The organism is Acinetobacter sp. ACNIH3 (assembly GCF_002918965.1).
GTDB lineage: Bacteria > Pseudomonadota > Gammaproteobacteria > Pseudomonadales > Moraxellaceae > Acinetobacter > Acinetobacter schindleri.
Genome location: NZ_PQLP01000024.1, coordinates 1 through 23,288, shown reverse-complemented (window position 1 = coordinate 23,288; position 23,288 = coordinate 1). Strand labels below are relative to the sequence as shown.

At 41.8% G+C, this 23,288-nt stretch carries 24 protein-coding genes; 11 read left to right on the top strand and 13 right to left on the bottom strand.

The window, feature by feature from the left end; genetic code table 11:
- Positions 1-59 precede the first annotated feature (59 nt).
- The 5 genes from C3420_RS10610 to glnA form a co-directional block, all read right to left on the bottom strand.
- Positions 60-1,298 carry an alpha/beta hydrolase family protein gene (locus C3420_RS10610; RefSeq protein WP_171294469.1) on the bottom strand — a complete coding sequence of 413 codons (1,239 nt, stop codon included), beginning with the start codon at positions 1,296-1,298 and terminating at the stop codon, positions 60-62.
- 119 nt (positions 1,299-1,417) lie between these two features.
- A complete protein-coding gene (ubiA, locus tag C3420_RS10605; RefSeq protein WP_103800438.1) occupies positions 1,418-2,296 on the bottom strand; it encodes a 4-hydroxybenzoate octaprenyltransferase in 879 nt (292 codons plus the stop codon).
- A gap of 5 nt (positions 2,297-2,301) precedes the next feature.
- Positions 2,302-2,808 carry a chorismate--pyruvate lyase family protein gene (locus C3420_RS10600; RefSeq protein WP_071851873.1) on the bottom strand — a complete coding sequence of 169 codons (507 nt, stop codon included), beginning with the start codon at positions 2,806-2,808 and terminating at the stop codon, positions 2,302-2,304.
- 2 nt (positions 2,809-2,810) lie between these two features.
- Entirely contained in the window at positions 2,811-3,086 is a 276-nt protein-coding gene (locus C3420_RS10595) for a hypothetical protein (protein WP_004279642.1), read from the bottom strand.
- A gap of 90 nt (positions 3,087-3,176) precedes the next feature.
- Positions 3,177-4,586: a type I glutamate--ammonia ligase gene (glnA, locus tag C3420_RS10590; protein ID WP_103800437.1), complete on the bottom strand. Its 1,410-nt coding sequence runs from the start codon at positions 4,584-4,586 to the stop codon at positions 3,177-3,179.
- A gap of 803 nt (positions 4,587-5,389) precedes the next feature.
- On the opposite strand from glnA, the gene C3420_RS10585 reads away from it, so the two are divergent.
- The 7 genes from C3420_RS10585 (at position 5,390) to C3420_RS10555 (ending at position 10,928) form a co-directional block, all read left to right on the top strand.
- Complete coding sequence (locus tag C3420_RS10585) at positions 5,390-5,974, top strand: anthranilate synthase component II (RefSeq protein ID WP_103800436.1); 585 nt, start codon at positions 5,390-5,392, stop codon at positions 5,972-5,974.
- Between the two features lie 6 nt (positions 5,975-5,980).
- Positions 5,981-7,027 (top strand): anthranilate phosphoribosyltransferase, encoded by a 1,047-nt coding sequence (trpD, locus tag C3420_RS10580; protein WP_103800453.1) that lies wholly within the window; start codon positions 5,981-5,983, stop codon positions 7,025-7,027.
- 20 nt (positions 7,028-7,047) lie between these two features.
- Complete coding sequence (trpC, locus tag C3420_RS10575; protein WP_103800435.1) at positions 7,048-7,854, top strand: indole-3-glycerol phosphate synthase TrpC; 807 nt, start codon at positions 7,048-7,050, stop codon at positions 7,852-7,854.
- A 530-nt stretch (positions 7,855-8,384) separates the two neighbouring features.
- Positions 8,385-9,068 carry a Smr/MutS family protein gene (locus C3420_RS10570; RefSeq protein WP_103800434.1) on the top strand — a complete coding sequence of 228 codons (684 nt, stop codon included), beginning with the start codon at positions 8,385-8,387 and terminating at the stop codon, positions 9,066-9,068.
- A gap of 93 nt (positions 9,069-9,161) precedes the next feature.
- Complete coding sequence (gene folE, locus C3420_RS10565) at positions 9,162-9,710, top strand: GTP cyclohydrolase I FolE (protein ID WP_171294466.1); 549 nt, start codon at positions 9,162-9,164, stop codon at positions 9,708-9,710.
- Positions 9,711-9,772: 62 nt separating this feature from the next.
- Positions 9,773-10,132, top strand: coding sequence for a cupin domain-containing protein (locus tag C3420_RS10560; RefSeq protein WP_103800432.1), 360 nt, complete (start codon positions 9,773-9,775; stop codon positions 10,130-10,132).
- Positions 10,133-10,364: 232 nt separating this feature from the next.
- Entirely contained in the window at positions 10,365-10,928 is a 564-nt protein-coding gene (locus C3420_RS10555; protein ID WP_103800431.1) for a DUF4385 domain-containing protein, read from the top strand.
- Between the two features lies 1 nt (position 10,929).
- On the opposite strand, the gene C3420_RS10550 is transcribed toward C3420_RS10555, so the two are convergent.
- The 5 genes from C3420_RS10550 to hemE all read right to left on the bottom strand — a co-directional run bounded on the left by C3420_RS10550 (position 10,930) and on the right by hemE (position 16,993).
- A complete protein-coding gene (locus C3420_RS10550) occupies positions 10,930-12,333 on the bottom strand; it encodes a diguanylate cyclase (protein ID WP_103800430.1) in 1,404 nt (467 codons plus the stop codon).
- A gap of 204 nt (positions 12,334-12,537) precedes the next feature.
- Positions 12,538-14,424, bottom strand: a complete 1,887-nt coding sequence (locus C3420_RS10545; protein WP_103800429.1) for a DUF4105 domain-containing protein — start codon at positions 14,422-14,424, stop codon at positions 12,538-12,540.
- A gap of 72 nt (positions 14,425-14,496) precedes the next feature.
- Complete coding sequence (locus C3420_RS10540) at positions 14,497-14,967, bottom strand: DUF3015 family protein (RefSeq protein WP_004810609.1); 471 nt, start codon at positions 14,965-14,967, stop codon at positions 14,497-14,499.
- A gap of 138 nt (positions 14,968-15,105) precedes the next feature.
- Positions 15,106-15,912, bottom strand: coding sequence for a DUF817 family protein (locus C3420_RS10535; protein WP_103800428.1), 807 nt, complete (start codon positions 15,910-15,912; stop codon positions 15,106-15,108).
- A 10-nt stretch (positions 15,913-15,922) separates the two neighbouring features.
- A complete protein-coding gene (gene hemE, locus C3420_RS10530; RefSeq protein ID WP_103800427.1) occupies positions 15,923-16,993 on the bottom strand; it encodes a uroporphyrinogen decarboxylase in 1,071 nt (356 codons plus the stop codon).
- Positions 16,994-17,191: 198 nt separating this feature from the next.
- On the opposite strand from hemE, the gene C3420_RS10525 reads away from it, so the two are divergent.
- The 3 genes from C3420_RS10525 (at position 17,192) to C3420_RS10515 (ending at position 20,557) form a co-directional block, all read left to right on the top strand.
- Positions 17,192-18,415, top strand: a complete 1,224-nt coding sequence (locus tag C3420_RS10525) for a L,D-transpeptidase family protein (RefSeq protein WP_004893747.1) — start codon at positions 17,192-17,194, stop codon at positions 18,413-18,415.
- Between the two features lie 163 nt (positions 18,416-18,578).
- Positions 18,579-19,295 carry a pirin family protein gene (locus C3420_RS10520; RefSeq protein ID WP_103800426.1) on the top strand — a complete coding sequence of 239 codons (717 nt, stop codon included), beginning with the start codon at positions 18,579-18,581 and terminating at the stop codon, positions 19,293-19,295.
- Positions 19,296-19,585: 290 nt separating this feature from the next.
- Complete coding sequence (locus C3420_RS10515) at positions 19,586-20,557, top strand: methyltransferase (protein WP_103800425.1); 972 nt, start codon at positions 19,586-19,588, stop codon at positions 20,555-20,557.
- Positions 20,558-20,785: 228 nt separating this feature from the next.
- Here C3420_RS10515 and C3420_RS10510 read toward each other — a convergent pair whose 3' ends face one another.
- Genes C3420_RS10510 through C3420_RS10500 form a run of 3 tightly spaced genes read right to left on the bottom strand, consistent with a single transcriptional unit; the run spans position 20,786 to position 22,495 of the window.
- Positions 20,786-21,658: an MBL fold metallo-hydrolase gene (locus C3420_RS10510; RefSeq protein WP_103800424.1), complete on the bottom strand. Its 873-nt coding sequence runs from the start codon at positions 21,656-21,658 to the stop codon at positions 20,786-20,788.
- Between the two features lie 2 nt (positions 21,659-21,660).
- Positions 21,661-22,077: a DUF6691 family protein gene (locus C3420_RS10505; protein ID WP_103800423.1), complete on the bottom strand. Its 417-nt coding sequence runs from the start codon at positions 22,075-22,077 to the stop codon at positions 21,661-21,663.
- Position 22,078: 1 nt separating this feature from the next.
- A complete protein-coding gene (locus C3420_RS10500) occupies positions 22,079-22,495 on the bottom strand; it encodes a YeeE/YedE family protein (protein WP_103800422.1) in 417 nt (138 codons plus the stop codon).
- A gap of 120 nt (positions 22,496-22,615) precedes the next feature.
- Here C3420_RS10500 and C3420_RS10495 point away from each other — a divergent pair, with 120 nt between their 5' ends.
- Complete coding sequence (locus tag C3420_RS10495; protein WP_004280150.1) at positions 22,616-22,936, top strand: ArsR/SmtB family transcription factor; 321 nt, start codon at positions 22,616-22,618, stop codon at positions 22,934-22,936.
- Positions 22,937-23,288: the final 352 nt, after the last annotated feature.

The following is a 23,288-nucleotide window of genomic DNA, read 5'->3' as shown; positions in this document are numbered from 1 at the left end:
ATTGCTCAAGACTTAGCAAGATAACAAATAAAAAAAGGAGCCGAAGCTCCTTTTTTTGATTAAGGACTCACAGAAATACCTGAAGGCATATGAGTATTAATGAAACTTACTAACTGGTCTCTACTTAGTACAATGGCCTCAGTATGTGAAGCACCAACTACCGGTACAAAAGTCACTGCAGTACCCATATCTTTTAAGCCTTGCTGCAAGCCATCAGTTACCGGATACGGGACAGCCATATCCCGAGTACCTTGAATGATCATCACAGGAACATTAATTTTTTCAGTTGCAGGCTGATTATTATCAAGGAACTTTTCTACGGACAGATTATTCTGGAAGTTTTCTACCAATCCCGGATAGTCAATAACAGTTTGTTCCGGATTATTAACCAAATAATTATCAATATCTTGAATATATTCAGTAATCAGTGGCCCTAGGCAAAGCCCATTTTCTCCAGTCGTGCCTTCTGCTTTTTCAGCCACAATCCCTGCACGATCTGAAAATATATTGCGATAATTAAAGTTTGGTTCATAGGCTTTAATGCCTACTGCCACATAGGCGGCGTAAGCAAGCAATTCCGCATAGACTGCTTTTGCCACATCATCTTGCCCCGCCTCAACTAGACCATTTAGCGCTTGCGGTGCAACTTCACTAATAATATAACCCAGACTTGAAGCCGGAGCTGCTGCAACCGCTGCCTTATAATTTGGATCTTCATCAGCAAACTGTGCTGTAGCAAGTGATGCATGCCCTCCTTGTGATTGTCCCACTGAGACCCAAGCACCATTAAATCGATTTCCTTGTTGTTCTTTAAAGGCTCTTACAGCATAGATAGCCGATTGTGCAGCACTTTTTAAGTTTAAATAAGGATGAATCCCACGAGTACCTAGCCCTTCATAATCAGGTGCAACGATCACATATCCCTGTGCAAGCAAGCTGCTAGCCAGTCCTTTAAAATTATTATTCAGCTGGTTATTACTTGGTGCACAAGAATCACCGCTACCGACTGTACCATGTTCCCAAACCACAACCCTCCAACCATCTTGAGGTTGAGGTGTATTTGGATAAAAAACCATGGCTGTCGCTTCAGCACGCTCACCTCGTACATTTGGCATGTTATAGCGTATGACTTGAATATCTGAAGCTTCAGGTAAGGTATCTGCATCATACGACTGCTGATTTAAAAATACCCTTTCCTGGGGGCGAAACGAATCATCATCATCGTCATTACATGCTGTCATTAACAATGTCATTGAACATATGACCGCCAGACAAGTTTTTTTGAAACCGTTTTTCATTATGCTATTCATATTCTAATCCCTTATTGTTGTTAATCTTTTTCATGGAGCAGATTTGAATTAATCATAAAAAAAAGCACCCTTATAGGATGCTTTTGTTATGAATTGACAGTATGCAGTTACAGAAGTGCAGCAAAAATTCCCAGGAAAATCATCAGGCCAACCCAACGGTTATGCCGAAAAACCCAGAAACAGCGCTGCGGATCTTTGTCTCTGGTTTTTAACCACTGGTAAGCAAAATCGATTGCTACCGCAATTAAACCAATCAAGCCAAATGGAACGAGTAAGCCTTCGACCCATAAGGCTGTGCCAATCAAAACAAGACTAATGACCTGCAGTACACTGATGATTTGAATATCATATTGACCAAATAAAATGGCAGTCGATTTCACGCCAATTTTCAAGTCATATTCACGATCGGTAATTGCATATTGGGTGTCATATGCTACAGTCCAGGCCAGATTACCAAAATACAGCAACCAGCAGGTTAAATCCGGAGTCTGCCCTACTGCGGTATAAGCCATGGGAATGGACCATGAAAATGCCGCACCCAAGAATACCTGCGGTAAATGCGTATAGCGTTTCATAAAAGGATAAATCAAAGCTAGAAATAAAGCCCCAAATGACCAATAGAACGTTTCAATCGGTAAGAAGAACAGTAAGCAGGCACTAGCAGCCACCAGCACCAGGAACACCATCACTGCTTCTTTACCACTAATGATTCCAGTTGCCAGTGGACGTGTTTTTGTTCGCTCCACATGCGCATCAACTTTACGGTCAGCAAAATCATTAATGGCACAGCCTGCCGCCCGCATAAAAATCACACCCAAAATCATGGGAATTAAAATTTCAATACGTGGCATTCCCTGAGCGGCAATCCACAGCGCCCACATGGTAGGCCAAAAGACCAGTTCAGTGCCAATCGGTTTATCAAAACGACAAAGATAATAATAGGCGCTAAGACGCTCACGCCAGGTGATTGCTTGTGCGGTTGCCATAAAAATCAAGCCCGTGAATTTTGTATAAAGTGTTCAAATGCCGGTAAAAATGTTTCTTGTACGATAAATTTACAGCCGTGCCAAGTATAGCAGCTCTGACGGGTCCAGCCCTCATCTAAAAGTACCACCCGACGCTGGCAGAGTGGATTGGTGCGCTGAAACAGAAACAAGCCAATCGGTTTGGTGCCAATATGCTGAAAAATTCGGGCTTTTTTTTGCAGGCTTAAAATCGGAAAGATGCTTTTGGCTTTCACCCAAGGAGACTGTTCCGAGCCGTAGAGATAACTTTCACGCACCCAGGAAGTATGCTGATGTGACATCTGCATCCATTTGGCATTGGCAAAGCCTAAACGCTGAAAATGCTCTTGAATTGGCTCGACATGGAATTGTCCTTGCGCCAAATCGGTCAGTTGTTGCGTGAGTGAACCCGATGCATACAGCCACGGTTTTAACTCAACAGGCAGAGTTGACAGCAACACACGCTGATTTTGATTTCTAGAACGACTATTCATTGTTAACAGTTATCTGTTTTTGCAATGATTTCATATTTGCCTTGCGGGGTTTTAATTAAAATAAAACCTTCAGCACTCAAATAAAATGATTCTGGATAAGCATAATCCAGCGCTATTTCAGGATTTTTCAGCGCCACAAATTGAGCCTGCTTATAACCCTCGGGAGTCCGCCCCACTTCAAGATAAGTCACTTCAGAGAAGTTCAACTTAAAACCTTTGTTATGATCTTTTGGATCAATCCATGGATAAAAGCTGGTGTGCTTTTTACGTTGTGCCATTTAAGCCCATCAATCATTTAAAATTATAAATAGATGATACAAAAAAACCCGCGACATGCGCGGGTTTTCTTCGCTTTAATTCGTGATGAATTACAAGCTGTAGTACATATCAAATTCAACTGGGTGAGTAGTCGTGTTTAGACGACGAACTTCTTCAGTTTTAAGCTCGATATAAGCATCAAGCATTTCTTTCGTGAACACGCCACCTTTTAACAGGTAATCATGATCCGCTTGAAGTGCTTCAAGCGCCATATCCAGGCTATGCGCCACTGTAGGGATTTTTGCTTCTTCTTCCGGTGGAAGATCGTACAAGTTCTTGTCAGCAGCTTCACCTGGGTGGATCTTGTTTTGAATACCGTCAAGACCAGCCATCAACAATGCCGCGAAACCTAGGTACGGGTTCATCATTGGATCTGGAAAACGCGCTTCAATACGCTTGCCTTTCGGGCTAGACACGTAAGGAATACGGATAGATGCAGAACGGTTACGCGCTGAGTAAGCAAGCATAATCGGTGCTTCGAAATGTGGAACCAAACGCTTATACGAGTTTGTAGAAGGGTTAGTGATCGCATTCAAAGAACGGGCATGTTTAATTACACCACCGATGAAGTACAACGCCATTTCTGAAAGGCCTGCATATTCATCACCAGCAAACAGGTTCTTGCCATCTTTAGAGATTGACATGTGAACGTGCATACCAGAACCATTGTCGCCTACCATTGGTTTAGGCATGAAAGTCGCAGTTTTAGCGTATTGGTGCGCAACGTTCCAAACAGCATATTTAAACTGTTGTACTTCGTCTGCTTTACGAACCATTGTATTGAAGCTTACACCGATTTCAAGCTGGCAAGATGCAACTTCATGGTGATGTACTTCTACACGGCCTGGACCCATGATCTCTTCAATTTTTGCACACATGTCTGCACGCATATCGTGGTGAGAATCTACAGGAGGAACTGGGAAGTAACCCCCTTTAACGCGTGGACGGTGACCAGAGTTACCTGATTCGTAGTCTTTACCAGTTGACCATGCAGCCTCTTCAGCGATCAATGTATGGCGAGCGCCAGACATGTCGATTTCCCATTTTACTTCGTCAAATACGAAGAATTCTGGTTCAGGACCGAAGAATGCAGTATCACCAATACCAGTAGATTTTAGGTATTCTTCTGCACGGCGAGCGATTGAACGTGGGTCACGGTCATAACCTTGACCAGTTGAAGGTTCAATGACATCACAAGTCACAACAACTGTAGGCTCAGCGAAGAACGGGTCGATAAAACCTGTTTCAGCATCTGGGCGTAAAATCATATCTGACGCTTCAATACCTTTCCAGCCAGAGATTGAAGAACCATCGAACATTTTACCGTCTTCAAATGTATCTTCATCAATAGTGTCTGCTGGGTAAGTCACGTGTTGCTCTTTACCTTTAGTGTCTGTAAAACGGAAGTCTACCCATTTTGCGCCACTTTCTTGGATGAGTTGAAGGACCTTGTTCGCCATGCTCAATTTGCTCCGATGTTTTTTGTTGCACTTACGAAGTGCGTGTTAGTAGTTGGTAGTTATTAAGCAATTACCGTACCAACTTTTAAAAGTATAGCTAAAATCTTGAAATCCTTATGAGAATACGTGGATTGAAAGAAATACTTTCGGCCTATTATACTGTCTGTATGATTAAATGCACTATATTCAAGCATTCTCTGTGATTTTTGTTTCGTTAGATTTCACACTGCACCTTAACAGTGCGGTAAATTCACTATAGATGTTATTTCTGGTAAATAATGATGAGCTTATGTAGCTTTTATAAACTTTAGGTGAGTTTTTAACCGATTTAAAAGGTATTTTTGTATTTTACTGCAAATATTCAGTTTTTCTTAAAGCCTGAGGTTAAAAAAATACTCACCAAATTGAGTCACTTTAGACAAATAAATGATAGGTATGCTATTCCATTTTCTCCGCCTGCTAATCAACTGTTGTTTTTTAAAGCAACTCATAAAAAAATTAAAGCATCAAAATTATGTATACATATTTTTTGACCTTAACTTACTTTAAGTTATTTACTATATTTTGGTTATATCACCGTATGTGTTGAGCCTTATCAACCCTGTTCATTTGGCTAAGCAGAAAAATTGGGCAAATTGTTGCGCCGTAGTTTCAGATTATTTGCTATGATGATTGTCGCTTTATTTTCACACAATGAAATCAAAAGTTTAGTTAGCCTTTACAGGTGACTAAAAACTGCCAATAAAGCACGATCTAGATTACTCAAGCACAGTTAAGTGCATTAATTTCAATAGGTTAAGCTCATGCTTTTAATGATCGACAACTATGACTCCTTTACTTACAACATCGTCCAGTATTTTGGCGAGCTAAATCAAGAAGTAAAAGTAGTCCGTAATGATGCCGTGACTTTGGAAGATATTGAGCGATGGCAACCCAAGTATCTGGTCATTGGTCCTGGTCCATGTTCTCCAAGTGAAGCCGGTATTTCCATTCCTGCGATTCAGCACTTTTCTGGCAAGATTCCGCTATTAGGCGTATGTCTCGGCCATCAAAGTATTGGTCAGGCATTTGGCGGTGACATTGTACGCGCTAAACGTGTCATGCACGGCCGTCTATCCGACATGTATCACAGTGACAAAGGGATTTTTAGCAACTTGCCTGTTCCATTTTCTGCAACGCGCTATCACTCACTGGTGATTGATCAGGCGACCTTGCCGGAATGTCTGGAAGTGACCTGCTGGACCAATGAAGCAGATGGTTCAATGGAAGAAATCATGGGCGTGAAACATAAGACATTGCCTGTTGAAGGTGTGCAGTTCCATCCGGAGTCCATCCTGAGCCAGCATGGCCATCAAATCTTTAAAAACTTTCTAGAAATTTATGCGTAAATAATGATGAACATTCAACAAGCTTTAAACCATATTACAAAAAACATTCACCTGACCCAGCCACAAATGGAAGACGTGATGCGTTGCATCATGTCGGGTGAAGCCACCGATGCACAAATTGGCGCCCTGATGATGGGTCTACGCTTAAAAGGCGAAAGCATCGATGAAATTACCGCTGCAGCACGTGTAATGCGTGAATTGGCTCTGAAAATTGATGTCAGCGATTTGCCATATTTGGTCGATATTGTTGGCACAGGCGGTGATGGTCAGAACTTATTTAATGTCTCGACTGCAGCAAGTTTTGTGATTGCTGCGGCAGGCGGAACTGTTGCTAAACATGGCGGGCGTGGCGTATCAGGCAAATCAGGTTCATCAGATGTCCTAGAGCAAGCAGGTATTCGCCTTGATCTGAGTCTTGAGCAAAGTGAACGTTGCATTCGTGAAATTGGTGTAGGGTTTTTATTCGCCCCAAATCATCACAAAGCGATGAAATATGCCGCTGCGCCACGTAAAGAATTGGGTTTCCGTAGTATTTTTAATTTACTCGGCCCGCTTACGAATCCGGCTGGAGTAAAACGCTTTGTCATTGGTGTCTTCTCACATGAATTGTGCCGCCCAATGGCTGAAGTGCTTAAGCAACTCGGTGCTGAACACGTCATGGTGGTGCATTCACAAGATGGTTTAGATGAAATCAGTTTAGCATCTAAAACTTATGTGGCTGAACTCAAGAATGGTGAAATTACTGAATGGGAAATCATTCCTGAACAGGTCGATATTGCCTCTCAAACCTTAACAGGTCTAACCATTGACAGTGCTGCCGACAGCTTAAAACTGATTAAAGACGCGTTAAGCAAAAAGAAATCTGAAATTGGTGAGAAAGCCGCAAATATGGTGGCGCTTAATGCTGGTGCAGGTATCTATGTAGCTGGTTTAACCACCAGCTATAAACAAGGTGTTGCCCTTGCCCATGACATTATTTATGGGGGACAAGCTCTAGAAAAAATGGGCATTTTGGCAGAATTTGGCAATACGCTCAAAGAATACGACATCTAAGACAGCAGGAATTTTTAATCATGGTAGATATCGCAAATACGATTCTAGGTAAGATCGTAGACCGGAAAAAAGAAGAATTTGCTGCACGTCTGAAGCAAAAAAGTTATAAGGATGTTGAAGAGCTGGCTCAAGCTGCTACACCTGTACGTGGCTTTACTCAATCATTGCTGGCTAAGCGCCCGGGGGTGATTGCTGAAATCAAGAAAGCGTCTCCATCCAAAGGCATTATCCGTGAAAATTTTAATCCAGCGGAAATTGCCGCACAGTATCAGGATGCAGGCGCTGCATGTTTATCCGTCTTGACCGATGTAGACTTTTTCCAGGGCCATGATGACAATATTCAGATTGCACGTTCGCATTGTGATTTGCCAGCCTTACGTAAAGATTTCCTGATTGATCCTTATGGGGTGATTGAAGCGCGTGCTTTACATGCAGACTGTATCTTGCTGATTGTAGCTTGCCTGTCTGATCAGCAACTGGAAGAAATGTCGAAGACTGCTTTTGAGCATCATCTGGATGTTTTAGTCGAAGTGCATGATGAAGCCGAACTTGAACGTGCGCTTAAACTTTCAGATCGCTGCCTGTTGGGTGTAAATAACCGTAACTTGAAGACCTTTGATGTTGATTTAAATACCTCACTGCGTTTAAAACAGTTACTCGATCCATCTCGCTTGTTGGTGACTGAAAGTGGTATAGCAACACCTGCAGATGTCGCGATGATGCAGGAACATGATATTCATGCCTTTCTGGTTGGTGAAAGCTTTATGAAACAGCCACGTCCGGATCATGCATTCCGCGAACTGTTTGGTGAACCAGAAGCTGTATAAAAATTTTCAATTCAGGGCAAAATTCGTTTTGCCCTGATTCTTCCCACTCCCTGAATCAACTTTTAGACCTTCTAATTTATCTGTTTTTCTCTTCTGCCGCAGCTTAAAATCTCTCTCTAAAATCCAGCGTGTATAAATTGATTCATATATATAATTCAATACTTTATGTCATAAAAGACATATTTATGATTTGGTTATCTGGTCGAGCATATTAATACCGAAGAATTACTGTAGTGTATACATAGAAGAGTGGCCGTGAATACCACTACAACAATGATAAATGAAGCTGAAGCCAGTCTAAGGATTTCATATCAGCCTGAATATACTTAAATACATCCTGCCTATATGAATAGTAAGATCTAAAAAATCAAATCATAAGTGTGAGTTCTTATTGTATCTTCATGTTTAAATTTCAATTAAATATTCACTTGAACAGAATACCTAAACAGTAGCAGCGCAATACAGTTCTCATTTTCTTGAATCAGGACTATAATTTATCAATATTTTCGCCTCTTGCATGTTTTTTGATTATGAGCAAACACGATTCTTCGCTTTCCAAAGATCAGTTTAACTTGCTGAAGCAATTTAAAAAACAGATCAGTAATCCACAGCCACGCGTTGAAGTTGAAGCACCTGTGGTGAAAACACCTGAACAGGAACAAGCTGATGAGCTGGAATTGTTTCGTAAACAGATGCAGGGTGTACAAAAAATCGATAATGGCAATATCGCAAAAATCGAAAAAGCCGGCAAGAAAAAACCGGATGCACAGATACTCGCCAAACGTGCTGCTGCTGAAGGTCCGATGCAGACTGATGAAACTGCCCTTTCTGATACCCAGGCCATGCTGAATCCAGTCGGAAGTCAGGCTGCGCTGAGCTATCGCATTGCGACCTTACAGCATAAAGTCTTTGAAGATCTGAAAGCCGGCAATCTGCGCTGGTATGAAGCAGTCGATCTGCATGGTTGTACCGTGGAAGAAGCACGTGTTGCCGTCTTACAAATCATCCAGATGGCGAAAGATGAAAACCAGAACGTGATCAAGATCGTACATGGTAAAGGTCCGGAAGCCATTTTAAAGACCTACGTAAATGGCTGGCTGCGTCAACACCGTGATGTTTTGGCCTTTGTCAGCGCACCTGAAAATCAAGGCGGTACTGGCGCCGTCCTGGTTCTGCTCAAGCGTGCGGAAAAGAATCCAAAGTTCAAACAGTAATCGGAATTAACTCCAAATTAAGGCAATGTAATAGTTTTCTGCTACAATGCCGTCCTTGTTCTATCTCAGTGTAAGTGAATACGTCATATGACTATGCAGCAATCCTACGCAAACATTCTTACTGCCGTTGGTGAAGATCTAAATCGCCCTGGTCTCAAAGATACGCCTGTGCGTGCTGCGAAAGCGTTTTCGTATTTAACCTCAGGGTATAGCCAGACGCTGGAAGAAGTGACCAATAATGCGGTATTCCCGTCTGATAACCATGAGATGGTTCTGGTCAAAAATATCGAATTCTATTCGCTGTGTGAACACCATTTATTGCCATTTTATGGCCGTGTACATATTGCCTATTTACCTGAAGGCAAAGTATTGGGGCTATCTAAATTTGCACGTATTACTGAAATGTTTGCCCGTCGTTTGCAGATTCAGGAAAATCTGACCCAGCAAATCGCAGAAGCGGTTGCTGAAGTCACCAATGCACGTGGTGTGGCTGTAATGATTGATTCAGCACATATGTGTATGATGATGCGTGGTGTTGGCAAACAGGAATCAACGACGCGTACGGTGTCATTTATCGGTGACTTTAAAACCGATAAAGAAGTCCGCCGTGAGTTTTTAGGCGCTGTACCAGAAAGTTATTAATATAGATTCATAAATGAAAGCCTCAATTAATATTGGGGCTTTTTTACACGATGAGGTTGAGAATGTCATCTATTTGGATTGCGGGTCAAGGTTTAGGCCAGGCTGAAGAAAGTATCGATTATCCACGTCCAGACCGGCTGGTTAAAGGTAATCCTAAACGCTTGACCCAGAGTGCCTATCAACATCCCAATATGGATTGCGGAATCTGGCAATGTGAAGTGGGTGCCTGGAAGATTGTATTCGCTGAAAATAAACAGGAATTCTTTCAGGTAATTGAAGGGATTGTCCGTTTACATGATACTCAAGGACAATCCTTTGTTGAAATCAAGGCAGGTGAAGCTGGCATTATTCCACCCGGTTTTGTTGGCACTTTTGAAGTGGTTGAAGCAGTCAAAAAATACTTTGTCGTGGTTGAAGCCTGAAACCTGCTTTTGCAGGTTTTTCTTTTTTAAAATTATCAATAAATTCTACTTCTACAATTCATTACAGCATCACTACCCGCTTTAGCGCTATTCCATCCTACATTATTCCTTATCATCTAATGGCCTATAAGCACTTAATAAAAATACATACATCTTTCTAAAAATCATGGACTTCAAAAGTACAGACAGGCTTTTATTATTATAGGGAAATATAGATACACAGGAAGAAAATATGACGACTAAGAAGACTTCAAAAAATATTCCCCGTAAAACCCCGCGGGTGGCGTCGACCAGTTTTGATTACTCACTGGATTTTGAAAAAATTGATTTTAGAAAACGACCTGAATTGTACCGGATTGGACGTGGTGAACAGGGTGTGCTTTCAGTTGAACCATATAAATCGGAAATTTTGCCACATTGGCGTTTTGCCGATGAAGAGAAGGCTCAAGCAAGCAGCACTAAGATTTATGCCATGTTTATAGATTATCTGGAAAAAGAAGATTTTATTGGTGCGGATATGGCACGTAAATTCTTGCAGATGGGCTATACCCGTGCCCGCCGCTATGCCAATCATAAAGGCGGTAAAAAATATGACGGTCCGGTACCAGATGACAAAAAAGGATTGAGCGGCGCTCACGGCAGAGACGAATTGCCTCGTCAGCGAGAAGATCCCGTTAAAGCTGCCGCAGCACGTATTTTTAAACAAAAATGGGATGAAGCCAAACTGCATCCCGAGTATATTAAGCAAAAACAGAAATTTAAAGACTGGATTGAATCGCTGCAATCACATCAATAATTTAGGTCAGTGATGGTGTATTCAATACTCGTGTATCCGGGTCATTTTTTGCCAGATACACCCGATTACGACCAGTATTTTTTGCTGCATATAAAGCTGTATCGGCAGTATCTAGGAACTTCTGGTAATCCGGATGACCATCATAAATCACACAGCCAATACTCACGCTAAACTTGAACTGAATACCCTGTGCAGTCGTGATTATGCCTTCTTCAATAAATTTACGGATATTTTCTGCAATATTCATGGCACGGCGTTGATCGGTATCGACCAGCAGCAGCAGGAATTCCTCACCACCGACACGGAATGCATAGTCACTACCCTGAATATATTTCTGTAAGGCATCAGCAATAAACTTTAAGGCCAGATCGCCAGCTGCATGACCATATTTATCATTAATGGCTTTGAAGAAATCGGCATCAATCGCTAGCAAGGATAATGGTGTTTGGTTATCACGAGAAAAGTTAATTTCACGTGAAATAATGGTATTTAAATAACGACGATTCAATAACTGGGTTAACGAGTCATTTCCAGATTCGATGTAATCTGCAACCTGAAATAATTGATCGACCAGGTGCTGTATTTCACGGTTTAAGTCACGAATACTCTGAATCAGATTCAGCATCTGATCTTTTTCAGTACATTCCAGTACTGCCTGATTTAGCGTATCGATCTGATAAATTCGCTCGATAATTAAATCGACCTGATCAGAACCGGTAAAAGCATAAGACGCCTTATGAATAAACCATAAGCCAAATTCTGACTTGGACAGCATTTGATGTCTAATGCCTGTAGTGCCAGAAAAGACCTTGAACATCAGCTCATTTTCCCAATCCAGCAATGAACTGCGCTGCTTATCTTTTTGTACCGCGACATCCTGCATTGCAGAAAATACCCGGTAACTGTGCTTCATTTCCTGATTCTGAACTGATTTCGCCTCATAGGAACGACACATAATTTCTGTGGCAAACCCCATGATTTGTATAATATAACTACAGGTAGTAAGCATGTTTGGCTGCGGATTTAAACTTAGCAATTCAAATATTTTGCGCTGAATTTCTCGTACACCACGCATAATCAGCCAGGATGGAATCCCGACGCGTGCATGCACATGTCCAACGATATTCTGTTTTTGCACGGCCTCTGCATAACGCTTATTCAGCGCCACACTAAAACTTTCTGAAAGCCATTGATGTAAAGTATCTCGTAAACGCTGCTGAATCAGCTCATCAGTAAAATATTGAGATGCTTCTTTTTCCAGAAGCATATTTTTATAGAATTCTTCTACCAGTACCAAAGAGTGGTCTTGAATAAACTGAAATGCGTGTAGCAAATCATCCGATGAATAATTTTGACAGATCTGCTTCCACTGCTCCGCCAGCATAGCCATACACTCATTATTCATATAACTTTTCCCGATACTTTGCGATTCGCAGTGATATTATGTGAAAAATACAACAATATTCAGGCATTTTAACCCAATTACTGAATACAATCTTTGATAATATCGGTAGAAGTCTCCGAACATGAATTTATTTTAAACATTCAAATATAAGTCATTTGATCTATAAACTTCATTTACTCAATATTCGAGGTTATGTTAGCCAAATTAAAAATAATGGACTAAGCCCAGACTCCATTTTTCCCAGTCTTTCGATTCCTGTTGCTGATATTCCCAGCCCGCCCGAATGGCATTTTGTGCATTCCATGCATATTGCAACTGGCTTTTTAATTTCAGCTGCCACTGATGGGAGTCTTCCCAATACGGCAGTTCCACCTGTACCAGACTATTGATCTGATCCGTCCAGATATTCTGACAACCCACCGTTGGCCCCATACCGATACGCCATCCTTTGTCTAGCGCTTTTCCGGCCTGTACATGATTTTGTAGCTGCACATAGCAGAGATGTTCACGTGCTTCATTTGCCCAGCTATAGCCACCCTGAACCTGAAAATTGGCTACACCATGCTGCTGCTCGGTACTAAACTGGCCATGCTGATCTAGTGCTTCCTGTTTCCAGCCTAAATTAAAGCCCCAAGATAACGGTGCTTTAAATGCATGAATCGGGTTATAAGAATTAACTGTTAACAGGTCCAGATGTTCCAGTTTGATACGATCATCACGGTATTGCAGTGCACCATCGAGGAATAATAATTGAGTGCCTGTGCGTAATCCGCCTTGTGGATCCATCAGATCATGATAAGCCTGACGGAAACCTAACTGAATCGCAGTTTGATCCTGTACCTGTCCAGCCTTAAATACGAAATTACGTGCATGATGGCTTTGTGTCGGATCTATTTTTGGAATTTCTGGCTGCTGACGCTGTTTCTCTATGGCCAGCTGGCTTCTTAATCCCAATAACTTGCGAAAGCGTGGTTGGGCAAATGCTTCATCTACTTCCTGACGCAGAAAATCCAGATATAAATGATCATAAGCCATTTCCAGTATCTTGGCCTGATCTTCAGCAGGATAGTTGTGCAAGATCTCAGACATCTTAGCAGTTTCTGCATAAGCGACCTGATGTGCAGTTTTTGCCAGAACTTTACCATGCTGGCGAGATTGAGCCAGCAACTGAGTTTCGAGGGCTGGTCGATAGATTTTTTCCCGAATCAGCCCCTGCTGCTCTACAACTTTTAGGGTTTCTACCGGAATAGCGGTCGTACCGAACTGTTTTTGCAGATTCAGTCCAGGTCGGACTAAGTCGAGCAGACCTAAGAGACGATATGAACAATTATCATTAATAAAATAATAAGGGAAATTGACCTGTTGCATTTCCCACAGATGCTGTACCAGAAAAGTGGTTTCTTCAGGCGTCAAATTAAGTTCATATTCCCATAAATCCCGGCTTTCAAAATCGCCATATTCTTTGACCTTACGATAATAAGGCATCAGTGAATATTCACCCGGATATTGTCCGGTTAGGCCTTTCCAGGCAAAGGACCAGTTATCATTACTGTCTACGGTCGCTGCATAATTGACTGCATAAGAAATCAGCTTCAGTTCCTGCTGGTCTTTAGGGTCCAGACGCAGCAAAGTATGCCCAAACATTGAGCTCGGATTCCCCATAAAATCTGTCGCATAAATCAGGGTAGCTTTATAAGGCTTAACCTCCCCAATCCAGCGTTCAAGATCAGGGCAACTTAGCTCAGGCAATTGCTGCTCAGAGATATTTAACTGCTGCATGAGCCAGTGACTACGTGCGGGAAACTTGCAGCGCACGGACTGGTTGGGGGCAGCTGCTAAAAATAATGCCTGTATATTCTGCTGCATTTCCTGTTGCAGGTTACTTCCTCCCTGCTCTGCCAGAAAATAACCAGCGTAGCTGACCTCACTTTGTCCTTTGCTATTGGCATACATTAAACGCTGCCAGGTTTCCGCCTGATACAGCTGCTTCTGTATCGCCTGATCAAGATAAGGCTGAATATCCGGGGAAATGGTCGTGGCAAAACTTACGGGACTCGATAGCAAAGCTATGAGTAAAAAGGCATATTTCATTCAGTCAACGTATTCTTGGGTTTTTATAATCATAAGAAAACCCTGCCAGTAGCAGGGTTTTTTAAGGATCCGTTAGATGTAAGATTTTAACACTTCATCTTTAGCCATCACGTTTTGTAATGAACTCAACACCTGTAAAGTATTTTGATTTTCTTCTGAATAGATTTCAGAGAAATTCTGCTTGGATAAAGTAAAGAAGCGTGCTTTATCTTCAGATTTAATATTCAGCAATTCTGCAAGTACATTCAGGCTTTCACCTTCGCCAACAGCCATATCGCGTGCCAATGCTTCCGCATTTTCATTGGTAAACGTCACAACTTGTGCAGTGACTGTTCCTCCCTGGCTACAACCCAAAGTACCGAAAGTAATCCCGAGCCATTGGTTAGTAAACAGAACGTTTGTAGTACCAGCAAGCAGTTTAGGAATAATGCCTGACTGACCTGCCCACACCTGACTACCGACACCACAACCAACATCATTGTCAGCCATCGCCAGGCTCGAACCAGTCGCTAATACTGCTGCGAGCATAATTTTTTTCAACATACTTATTCTCCGGTTATTCTCTGCATCTTTGTTATTGATATAATTATGTAATTTATATTACACATTAAGCAGATTAGCTGGAAGCTGATCGATACGCAATGTCAAAAACGTCCATGTTAACCAAAGAAAACATTAATTTTATGAAGAAGCTTTTAACTGCCAATTTCCTCTAGAATCACGTACCCCTAAAATCTTCATCACCAGCACCAGACTGAGCAATAATAACAAGTACCAGGAACCTAATTTTGCCCAGCCGACCATATGCCATTTTTCTACCTGACTTGGATAGAGCCAGATCTGGTAAAAGGTACTGATATTCTCTGCAATCCAGATAATAAAGGCCAGTAAAGCCAGGACCGGTAACATCGGCAACTGAAAGGAATGCCGGTTCAGCTGAAAGCGGATTTGAGTTTTCCAGAAGATCAGCGCGCTCCAGATAAAGAGAAGAATACGATAGTCTGGAATAAAGAACTTGCTCATGAAGTTAATATAGGACAACACGGCCAGTGCCATCATGTTGGCAAAACCAGGCAAGTGATTAAAAGAGACCTGAAACAGACGTAATGAACGCGCAAAAAAACTGCCAACCGCAGAATACATAAAACCGGCAAACAACGGGACGGTTAAGATCTTGAAAATGGCGGGTTGTGGATAATGCCAGGAAGCAATCGCAGGATGGGTTAGAAAAATTTCCATCACCATCGCCAGAATATGAAATAGCGCAATGACTCTGGCTTCTGCCCAGGATTCTAATTTGGCATATAATAGAATGACCTGAATGACCAGAGCATAAAATAGAAGATAGTCATAACGGTAGAAGCCGTAAAACAGTTCACCCCCCATTGAAGCGCTAAAAGCAAAAGCCAGCAGGAGTAAGATCCCAAATAAGGCAGCCGATGCTGCCTTATAAGAAAATTCAAACCCTGATTTGAGTAGGTAGATCAAGGTTTACATCCTAAAGATATTTAGCGCTGTACTCATGCACGGTATCAATAAACGCTTTAGGATGGGCTGGATCTACCCATTGTGTAATGCCATGTCCAAGATTTGCCACATAACCGGTCTTTTCACCATTGGCATAGGCATCATCCAGCATAAGTTTAGTGGCTTTGGCAATTGCTTCTGGAGAAGCATATAAGGTTGCCGGATCAAGGTTGCCTTGTAGTGCTGCACGACCAGCAACAGCCTGACGGGCAACATTCAACGGTGTAGTCCAGTCCAGGCCAAAAGCATCTGCACCTGTTGCGACCATGGGCTCAAGCCATTGACCACCACCTTTGGTAAACAGGATCACAGGGATCTTGCGGCCATCTTTTTCACGCTGTAAACCTGCAACAATTTTTTGCATATAATTCAGTGAAAATTCGATATATTCACGATGCGCTAGTGCACCACCCCAACTATCAAAAATCTGTACTGCCTGAGCACCCGCATCAATCTGGGCATTCAGGTAATCCGTGACTGCATCTGCCAGACGTGTAAGTAATGCATGCAGCACTTCAGGCTGTGCATACATCATTTGTTTGGTAAAACGGAAATCCTTGCTGGAACCGCCTTCAACCATATAAGTTGCCAGTGTCCATGGACTGCCCGAGAAGCCAATTAAGGGGACTTGTCCACCCAATGCTAAACGGATCGTAGTAACCGCGTTCATGACATAGTCCAGATCTGATTTGGCATTAAATGCTGGCAGATTCGCTACATCCTGCTCGGTACGTACAGTTTTATGAAACTTAGGACCTTCACCGGCTTCAAAATACAGTCCCAGACCTAATGCATCCGGCACAGTCAAAATGTCCGAAAATAAAATGGCAGCATCAAGTTCATAACGGCGCAGCGGCTGCAAGGTCACTTCACAGGCAAATTCAGTATTCTTGCAAAGAGACAGAAAATCCCCTGCCTTGGCGCGTGTTTCACGGTATTCTGGTAAATAACGGCCTGCCTGGCGCATCATCCATACGGGTGTGGTATCTACAGGTTCACGCAACAATGCACGCAGAAAACGATCATTTTTTAAGGTCGTCATTCACATTACCATCAATCTTTGACATTCAGGACATCATAGCAAAAAGCCTCCATTTTTAATAACTTCACATTACTTTAAAAATCGATCATCATAAGTGAAGAATTAAGGGTGTCACAAAACAACTACTGCATCTCCATAGTTTTTCTGTAATACTTATTACGTTATTTAAATAGTTTATGAATAATTAGGTTGAATTACATGTTCGTTCGCACAATGCTCGCAATGAGTTTAAGTTGCATTATTGCAGGTACTGCCTTCGCTGCTTCTGCTACTGAACAGCCATTAAATCCCAAAAAAGTAGCGACCGATGTTACGGTTCAAGACCCGATCGATCCGCTTGCTACAGAAGCATCAGCAGCCAAATCTACAGATACGCCTATTTCAGCTCAGGAACAAAGCGATCTTACTCAGGCTTCTGAGACCCTGGATGGCCTGCAGGCAGCTGAAGATCAAAATGCGGATATCGGTGCTGCCCCAACAGCAGCCGCTAAAAGTACGTCTGCTCATGCCAATAAAGCCTCTTGGACGCTAGATGGTCTGAATAATGCTGAATGGTATGAAGACATCGGTAAAGGTCAGTTCCCTGTTTACGCACGTGCACATGTCATGTTGAACAATGCTCATGCTTCGCCAGGTGCAATTGATGGAACCAGTGGTAAAAATACCCTGAAAGCACTGGCTTCTTTCCAGCAAATGAATGGTATCAAGCCGACTGGTACATTGACCAAAGAAACCTGGGATAAGCTGATAGAATTGCAAGCATCTAAGCCTGCATTTGTTGAATACACCATTTCAGCAGAAGATCTGAAAGTACCTTTGGCAAAATCAATTCCATCTGATTATGCGCTACAGGCTAAAATGCCTGGTCTGTACTACACCAGCATGTCGGAAATGCTTGCTGAAAAATTCCACATGGATGAAGCGTTCCTGAAACAGCTCAATCCGGGAGCAAACTTCAGCAAAGCAGGCCAGAAACTTCTGGTTGCCAATGTCCGTAACAACCTGCCAGAAGACATTCATTTGATTGTAGCGCACAAGGGTGCCAAACAGCTGTATCTGTTTAACAGCAAAAATAAAATGATTGCCTCTTTCCCGGCAAGTATTGGTAATACCAGCACGCCTTCTCCAACAGGTACTTATAAAGTAACAGGTGTGGCGCGTAACCCGTATTATAGCTATTCACCTTCTAACTTTGTTCAAGGTAATAACACCAAACCGCTTTCCTTACCACCTGGCCCAAATGGACCAGTCGGTAATATCTGGATTGGTCTGAGCAAGAAATCATTTGGTATTCATGGTACGCCGAATCCATCGATGATTTCCAAGTCTTATTCACACGGTTGTATCCGTCTGACCAACTGGGATGCCAATGACCTTGGCCGTAAAGTGAAGTCCGGTGTAACTGTCCGCTTCCTGGAATAATCAGTTCTATATAAAAAATGCCCGCTTTCGAGTGGGCTTTTTTATGCTTCAATAAAATTCAGATCGTTGCAAAACTGCAATGATCTGTCGCATGGATAGGCTTTTTATAAAATAAATACAACGCTAAGATAGGATCATGTTAAAAAAATAGATGAGATGAAAAATGGATGCTTTCCTGCATAAAAGCGAAAACCGTGGTCATGTCAAAATGGGCTGGCTGGAATCTAAACACAGCTTTTCATTTGGTAACTGGTATAACCCTAAATATATGGGTATCAGCGCACTGCGTGTGATTAATGACGACTTGATCGATGGTCACCAAGGCTTTGGTCGACACCCACACGACAATATGGAAATCTTGACCTGTGTACTTAAAGGTACGATTACCCATCAGGACAGCATGGGCAATCACGGCGGGATTTCTGCGGGTGAGTGGCAACTGATGAGTGCCGGTACAGGTGTTCGCCATAGTGAAATGAACCAGGGTGATGAACAGGTCCATTTGCTACAAATCTGGATCATTCCAAACGAACATGATGCACAACCGAACTATCAGCAAATTAAGCTGGATCCACGTGAACAACCTAACCAGTGGCATCTCATTTGTGGACCAAATGATAACGCACCGATGCATATTCGCCAGAATGCTGAAGTGAAAACCGCAGTGATCAAAAAAGATCAGGCTTTAGCAATCAAAGCCACTCAGCATATTAACTATGTGCATGTGATTTCAGGTTCAGTACAGATTGCCGAATACACCTTAAATGCAGGTGATGCAATCGCTTTCCTAGATGTAGTGGATATGACAGCTCTGGATGATGCTCAAGTAATCTGGTTTGATTTGCCGGAAGTCAAAGACCAAGACTTTTATCAATTTTAGTTCTAAAAGGCTATTCATCTGTAAGGTGAATAGCCTTCATTTTTATATCGTGAATTTATTTCTCTCTATGCAAGATTGCAGATAAAAATAAATAATACCAATCCACAGCACTTCTTTACCCAAGTATTTATCATTTTCAGCGATGATTAAGCTTATTCATTTTAAGTACCTGGCTATCACGTACGAAGAAACTCAACCTATTCTTATGGCTATCCTTCGAGTCATTTTTTATTATGAGCACAACAGATGGATTACTTGATATTTTCTAAGAATCAGAAGAGCAAATCCTTATGAACCAGATCTTAGATATAAAAACCAGCCAACAGCAGGCTTTACTTTATTTATTGAATTTCTTAAAACAGCAAGACTATCAATTTATTGCAATTACCCCACTTTCTCATCAACGGATTCTGGATCGTAAACAAAATGATTTAAATAAAGAAATTACGCTCAAGGATATATTTGGCTGGAATCTTGGATTTAAAAAAACAGATCTTGATCCTGCGCTTTTTTCCATACTTGAAGAACATCAGCTTCTCAAAATTCAGGAAAACTTATATTTAAGTCAGGTACGGGTAGCTTCTCTTAACAATGCGTTATTTATTCACTCTGCCTTTCCGACCATAGAACAGGATGCCGTATTTTTTGGCCCAGATACTTATCGTTTTGCCTATCACTTGAAGCAATATTTAACTAGCCGATCTGATCCATTGAAACGCGCGGTTGAATTATGTTGTGGTACTTCGGCAGCTGCCGTCAGTATCGCAAAATATTTTCCAGATTATGATGAGCTGATTGTCGCGGATCTTAATCCGAAAGCCCTGTTATATAGTCAAATGAATATCGACTTTGCTGGTTTAAAAAAAATCCATCCGGTACAGAGTGATTTATTTGCAAATCTGCAAGGTCAGTTTGACCTGATTTTTGCCAATCCCCCCTATTTAATCGACCCGCATCAACGTCAATACCGGCATGGTGGTGATGAGCTAGATGGCAATGCTCTCTCTTTTCGCATCATTAAAGAAGGTATCCAGCATCTTAATCCACGGGGATGTATATTCTTATATACAGGCGTTACCGTCACTCAGGATGGCAATCGTTTTTTAGCGCATTTAGAAAACTTAATGAGGCAGTATAAAAATATCAGCTGGTCTTATGAAGAGATTGACCCGGACATCTTTGGAGAAGAATTAGAACAACCAGCTTATCAGCATGTGGACAGGATTGCTTTGGCGTTAGTGAAAATTGAAGTCAAACAATAATATTGTCGTCATTAAAAGCTCTTTATTTAATGTTTAAATACTCAGGAAGTTTATAAATTTTCATCAAACCCCATACAAAAAATACCATAATAACTCACTGATATTTTGAAGATTTACCTTTAATAAAAAAACCGGCCGAAGCCGGTTTTTTTATTAACTCATCTTTTACCAGTTCAGCTCTAAACCGATACTTCTGTATTAACCCCCAATTAAAACAACCACTCAAAATTACTTAAAATAATTCAATGGCAATTTTAAATAAGACACACCATTGGCTTCAGGCTCAGGAAACTGTCCTGCTTTCATATTGATCTGAATCGCCGGTAGAATCAGCTTAGGCATACTGAGTCCTGAATCCCGCTGATTTCGCATCTGAGTAAATTCATTTTTGCTGATTCCCTGATGAATATGGATGTTCTGCGTTTTCTGCGTCTGGATATCAGATTCACATACATATGATTCACGTGTTTCAGGCAAATAGTCATGACATAAAAAGACCCGGGTATCTTCTGGCAACTGAAACAGGCTTTGTACCGAATCATACAGCTGTTCTGCATTGCCTCGCGGAAAGTCACAACGTGCTGTACCATAATCTGGCATAAACAGGGTATCACCCACAAAAACCGCATCACCAACCACATAACTCAGACAAGCAGGCGTATGTCCCGGTGTTGGAATGTTATAGGCTTTCAATGTTCCGATTTGAAACGACTCATGATCTTCAAATAAGTAATCAAAGAGCTGCTGGGCATTCCATTGTTTAATATCCAGATGATAAATCGCGCCAAAAGTTTCCTGAACAATACCAATTTTCTCGCTCATGGCGATCTTGCCACCTAACTCAGCTTTGAGATATTGTGCTGCAGTTAAATGATCAGCATGGACATGGGTTTCCAGAATCCACTCGACCGTTAAACCCTGCTCTTTAATATAGGCAATAATTTTATCGGCAGGAATAGTGGATGTACTTGCTGATGCCGGATCATAATCCAGAACGCTATCAATAATGGCGCAGGCCTTAGTCGCAGGATCACGTACAACATAACTGAAGGTATTGGTATCTTCGTGAAAAAAATCTTTTACTATAGGTAAGTTTGACATCGTTAAACTCCTGACCATTTACGGTGAATCCATACACCCACCAGCATTGCGACAATAAAATAGAGCACTTGATAGTGGCCCAAACCGATCAAGGTGAAACTTGGCGCCGGACAGATGCCCGCAATCCCCCAACCTGCACCAAATAAAACCGCGCCTGTAATCAGTTTCTTATCTATCTGATTATTGTTAGGAAAATCAATAGGCTCATTAAATACTGTTTTCGGTTGCGCCGTACGTAATGCTTTCTGGAAAGGAATAAAGGCTACCAGAATCGCGCCCATCATCACAAAGGCCAAACTGGCATCCCAATCACCAAACAGATCCAGAAAGTCGAGTACTTTTTCAGGGTTGAACATGCCCGACACCATCAGACCCACAGAGAACAGCGCACCAAATAAAAAGGCAAACACATTTTTCATTTTAGAATGCTCCTGTGATATGACGGATAATATAAACGGTGACAAAACCTGCAAACATGAAAGTCATGGTTGCGACAATAGAACGCTTAGACAGGCGACTAATGCCACAAATTCCGTGACCGCTGGTACAGCCCGACCCCAAACGTGTCCCGAAGCCTACCAGCAGACCTGCCACAATCATCATCAATGGGCTGGCATTCAATTCGATTTCAGGTTGTACAAACAGACCATAAATAAACGGTGTGATGATCAAGCCTGATAAAAACCAGATCGCAGGCGTTTTAAATACGGTTTTTGGGTTTAATACCTGCCCAACCAAACCACTGATTCCTGCAATACGGCCATTGACGTACAGATAGCCGAACACTGAAAGTCCGAGCATTAAACCGCCAATAAATGCGATGAGGAAGTCATGCATGATGAATCAATCCCTATACAATATACTTTTTTATATTATATAATAAAAAATAATAATCAAACAGTTTTATGGTAAATTGTGTAAACTGCACGGGCTACATCAAAGGTTTCGAGGACATCTATGGATATGATTGCTGCAAATGCCAAAATTGATTTTTCACAGGTCGATTTCGTCAGCCAATGCCTGAAAGTTTTAGCCAATCCTGATCGTCTGAAAATCTTATGTGTTCTGGTTGACGGGGAAATGAATGTTCAGGAAATTGAAGAATCTACCGATATTCATCAACCTACACTTTCACAACAGCTGACTGTACTGCGTAAGGCCGACATGGTTGGCACCCGACGTGAGGGTAAACAGATTTTCTATCGTCTGAGTGACCCCAAGGTCTTGAGCCTGATGCAAAAGCTGTACGAGCTGTATTGCGCCCAGCCCTCTTCTTAGTGCAGCCAAAAAGAAATGATCAGAAGCAGTCCGCTAACTGCGGTCATACCGATAATAGCTAAGGTATTAAAAGACTTTCAAAAGCGTTTAGCTAAAGTCGAAACCCATAGAAAGAATAAAGCGACTATCTCTCAATCAGTAGCCGCTTTTCCACTTATGTTGTCTTATAATGAACTGGAAGGGAAATGATTGCTGTACCACATCAACAAAAACTAATTGATGATACTAGGGCGTGTCCTCATTTGAAGAATTGGTTTTAAATACTTAAAATCCTCCTTTGAGTTATTTTTATTTCTATATTTTCAATGGCACGTACTCTTCTTACCGATGATATCTGGCAGCAAATTCAAGA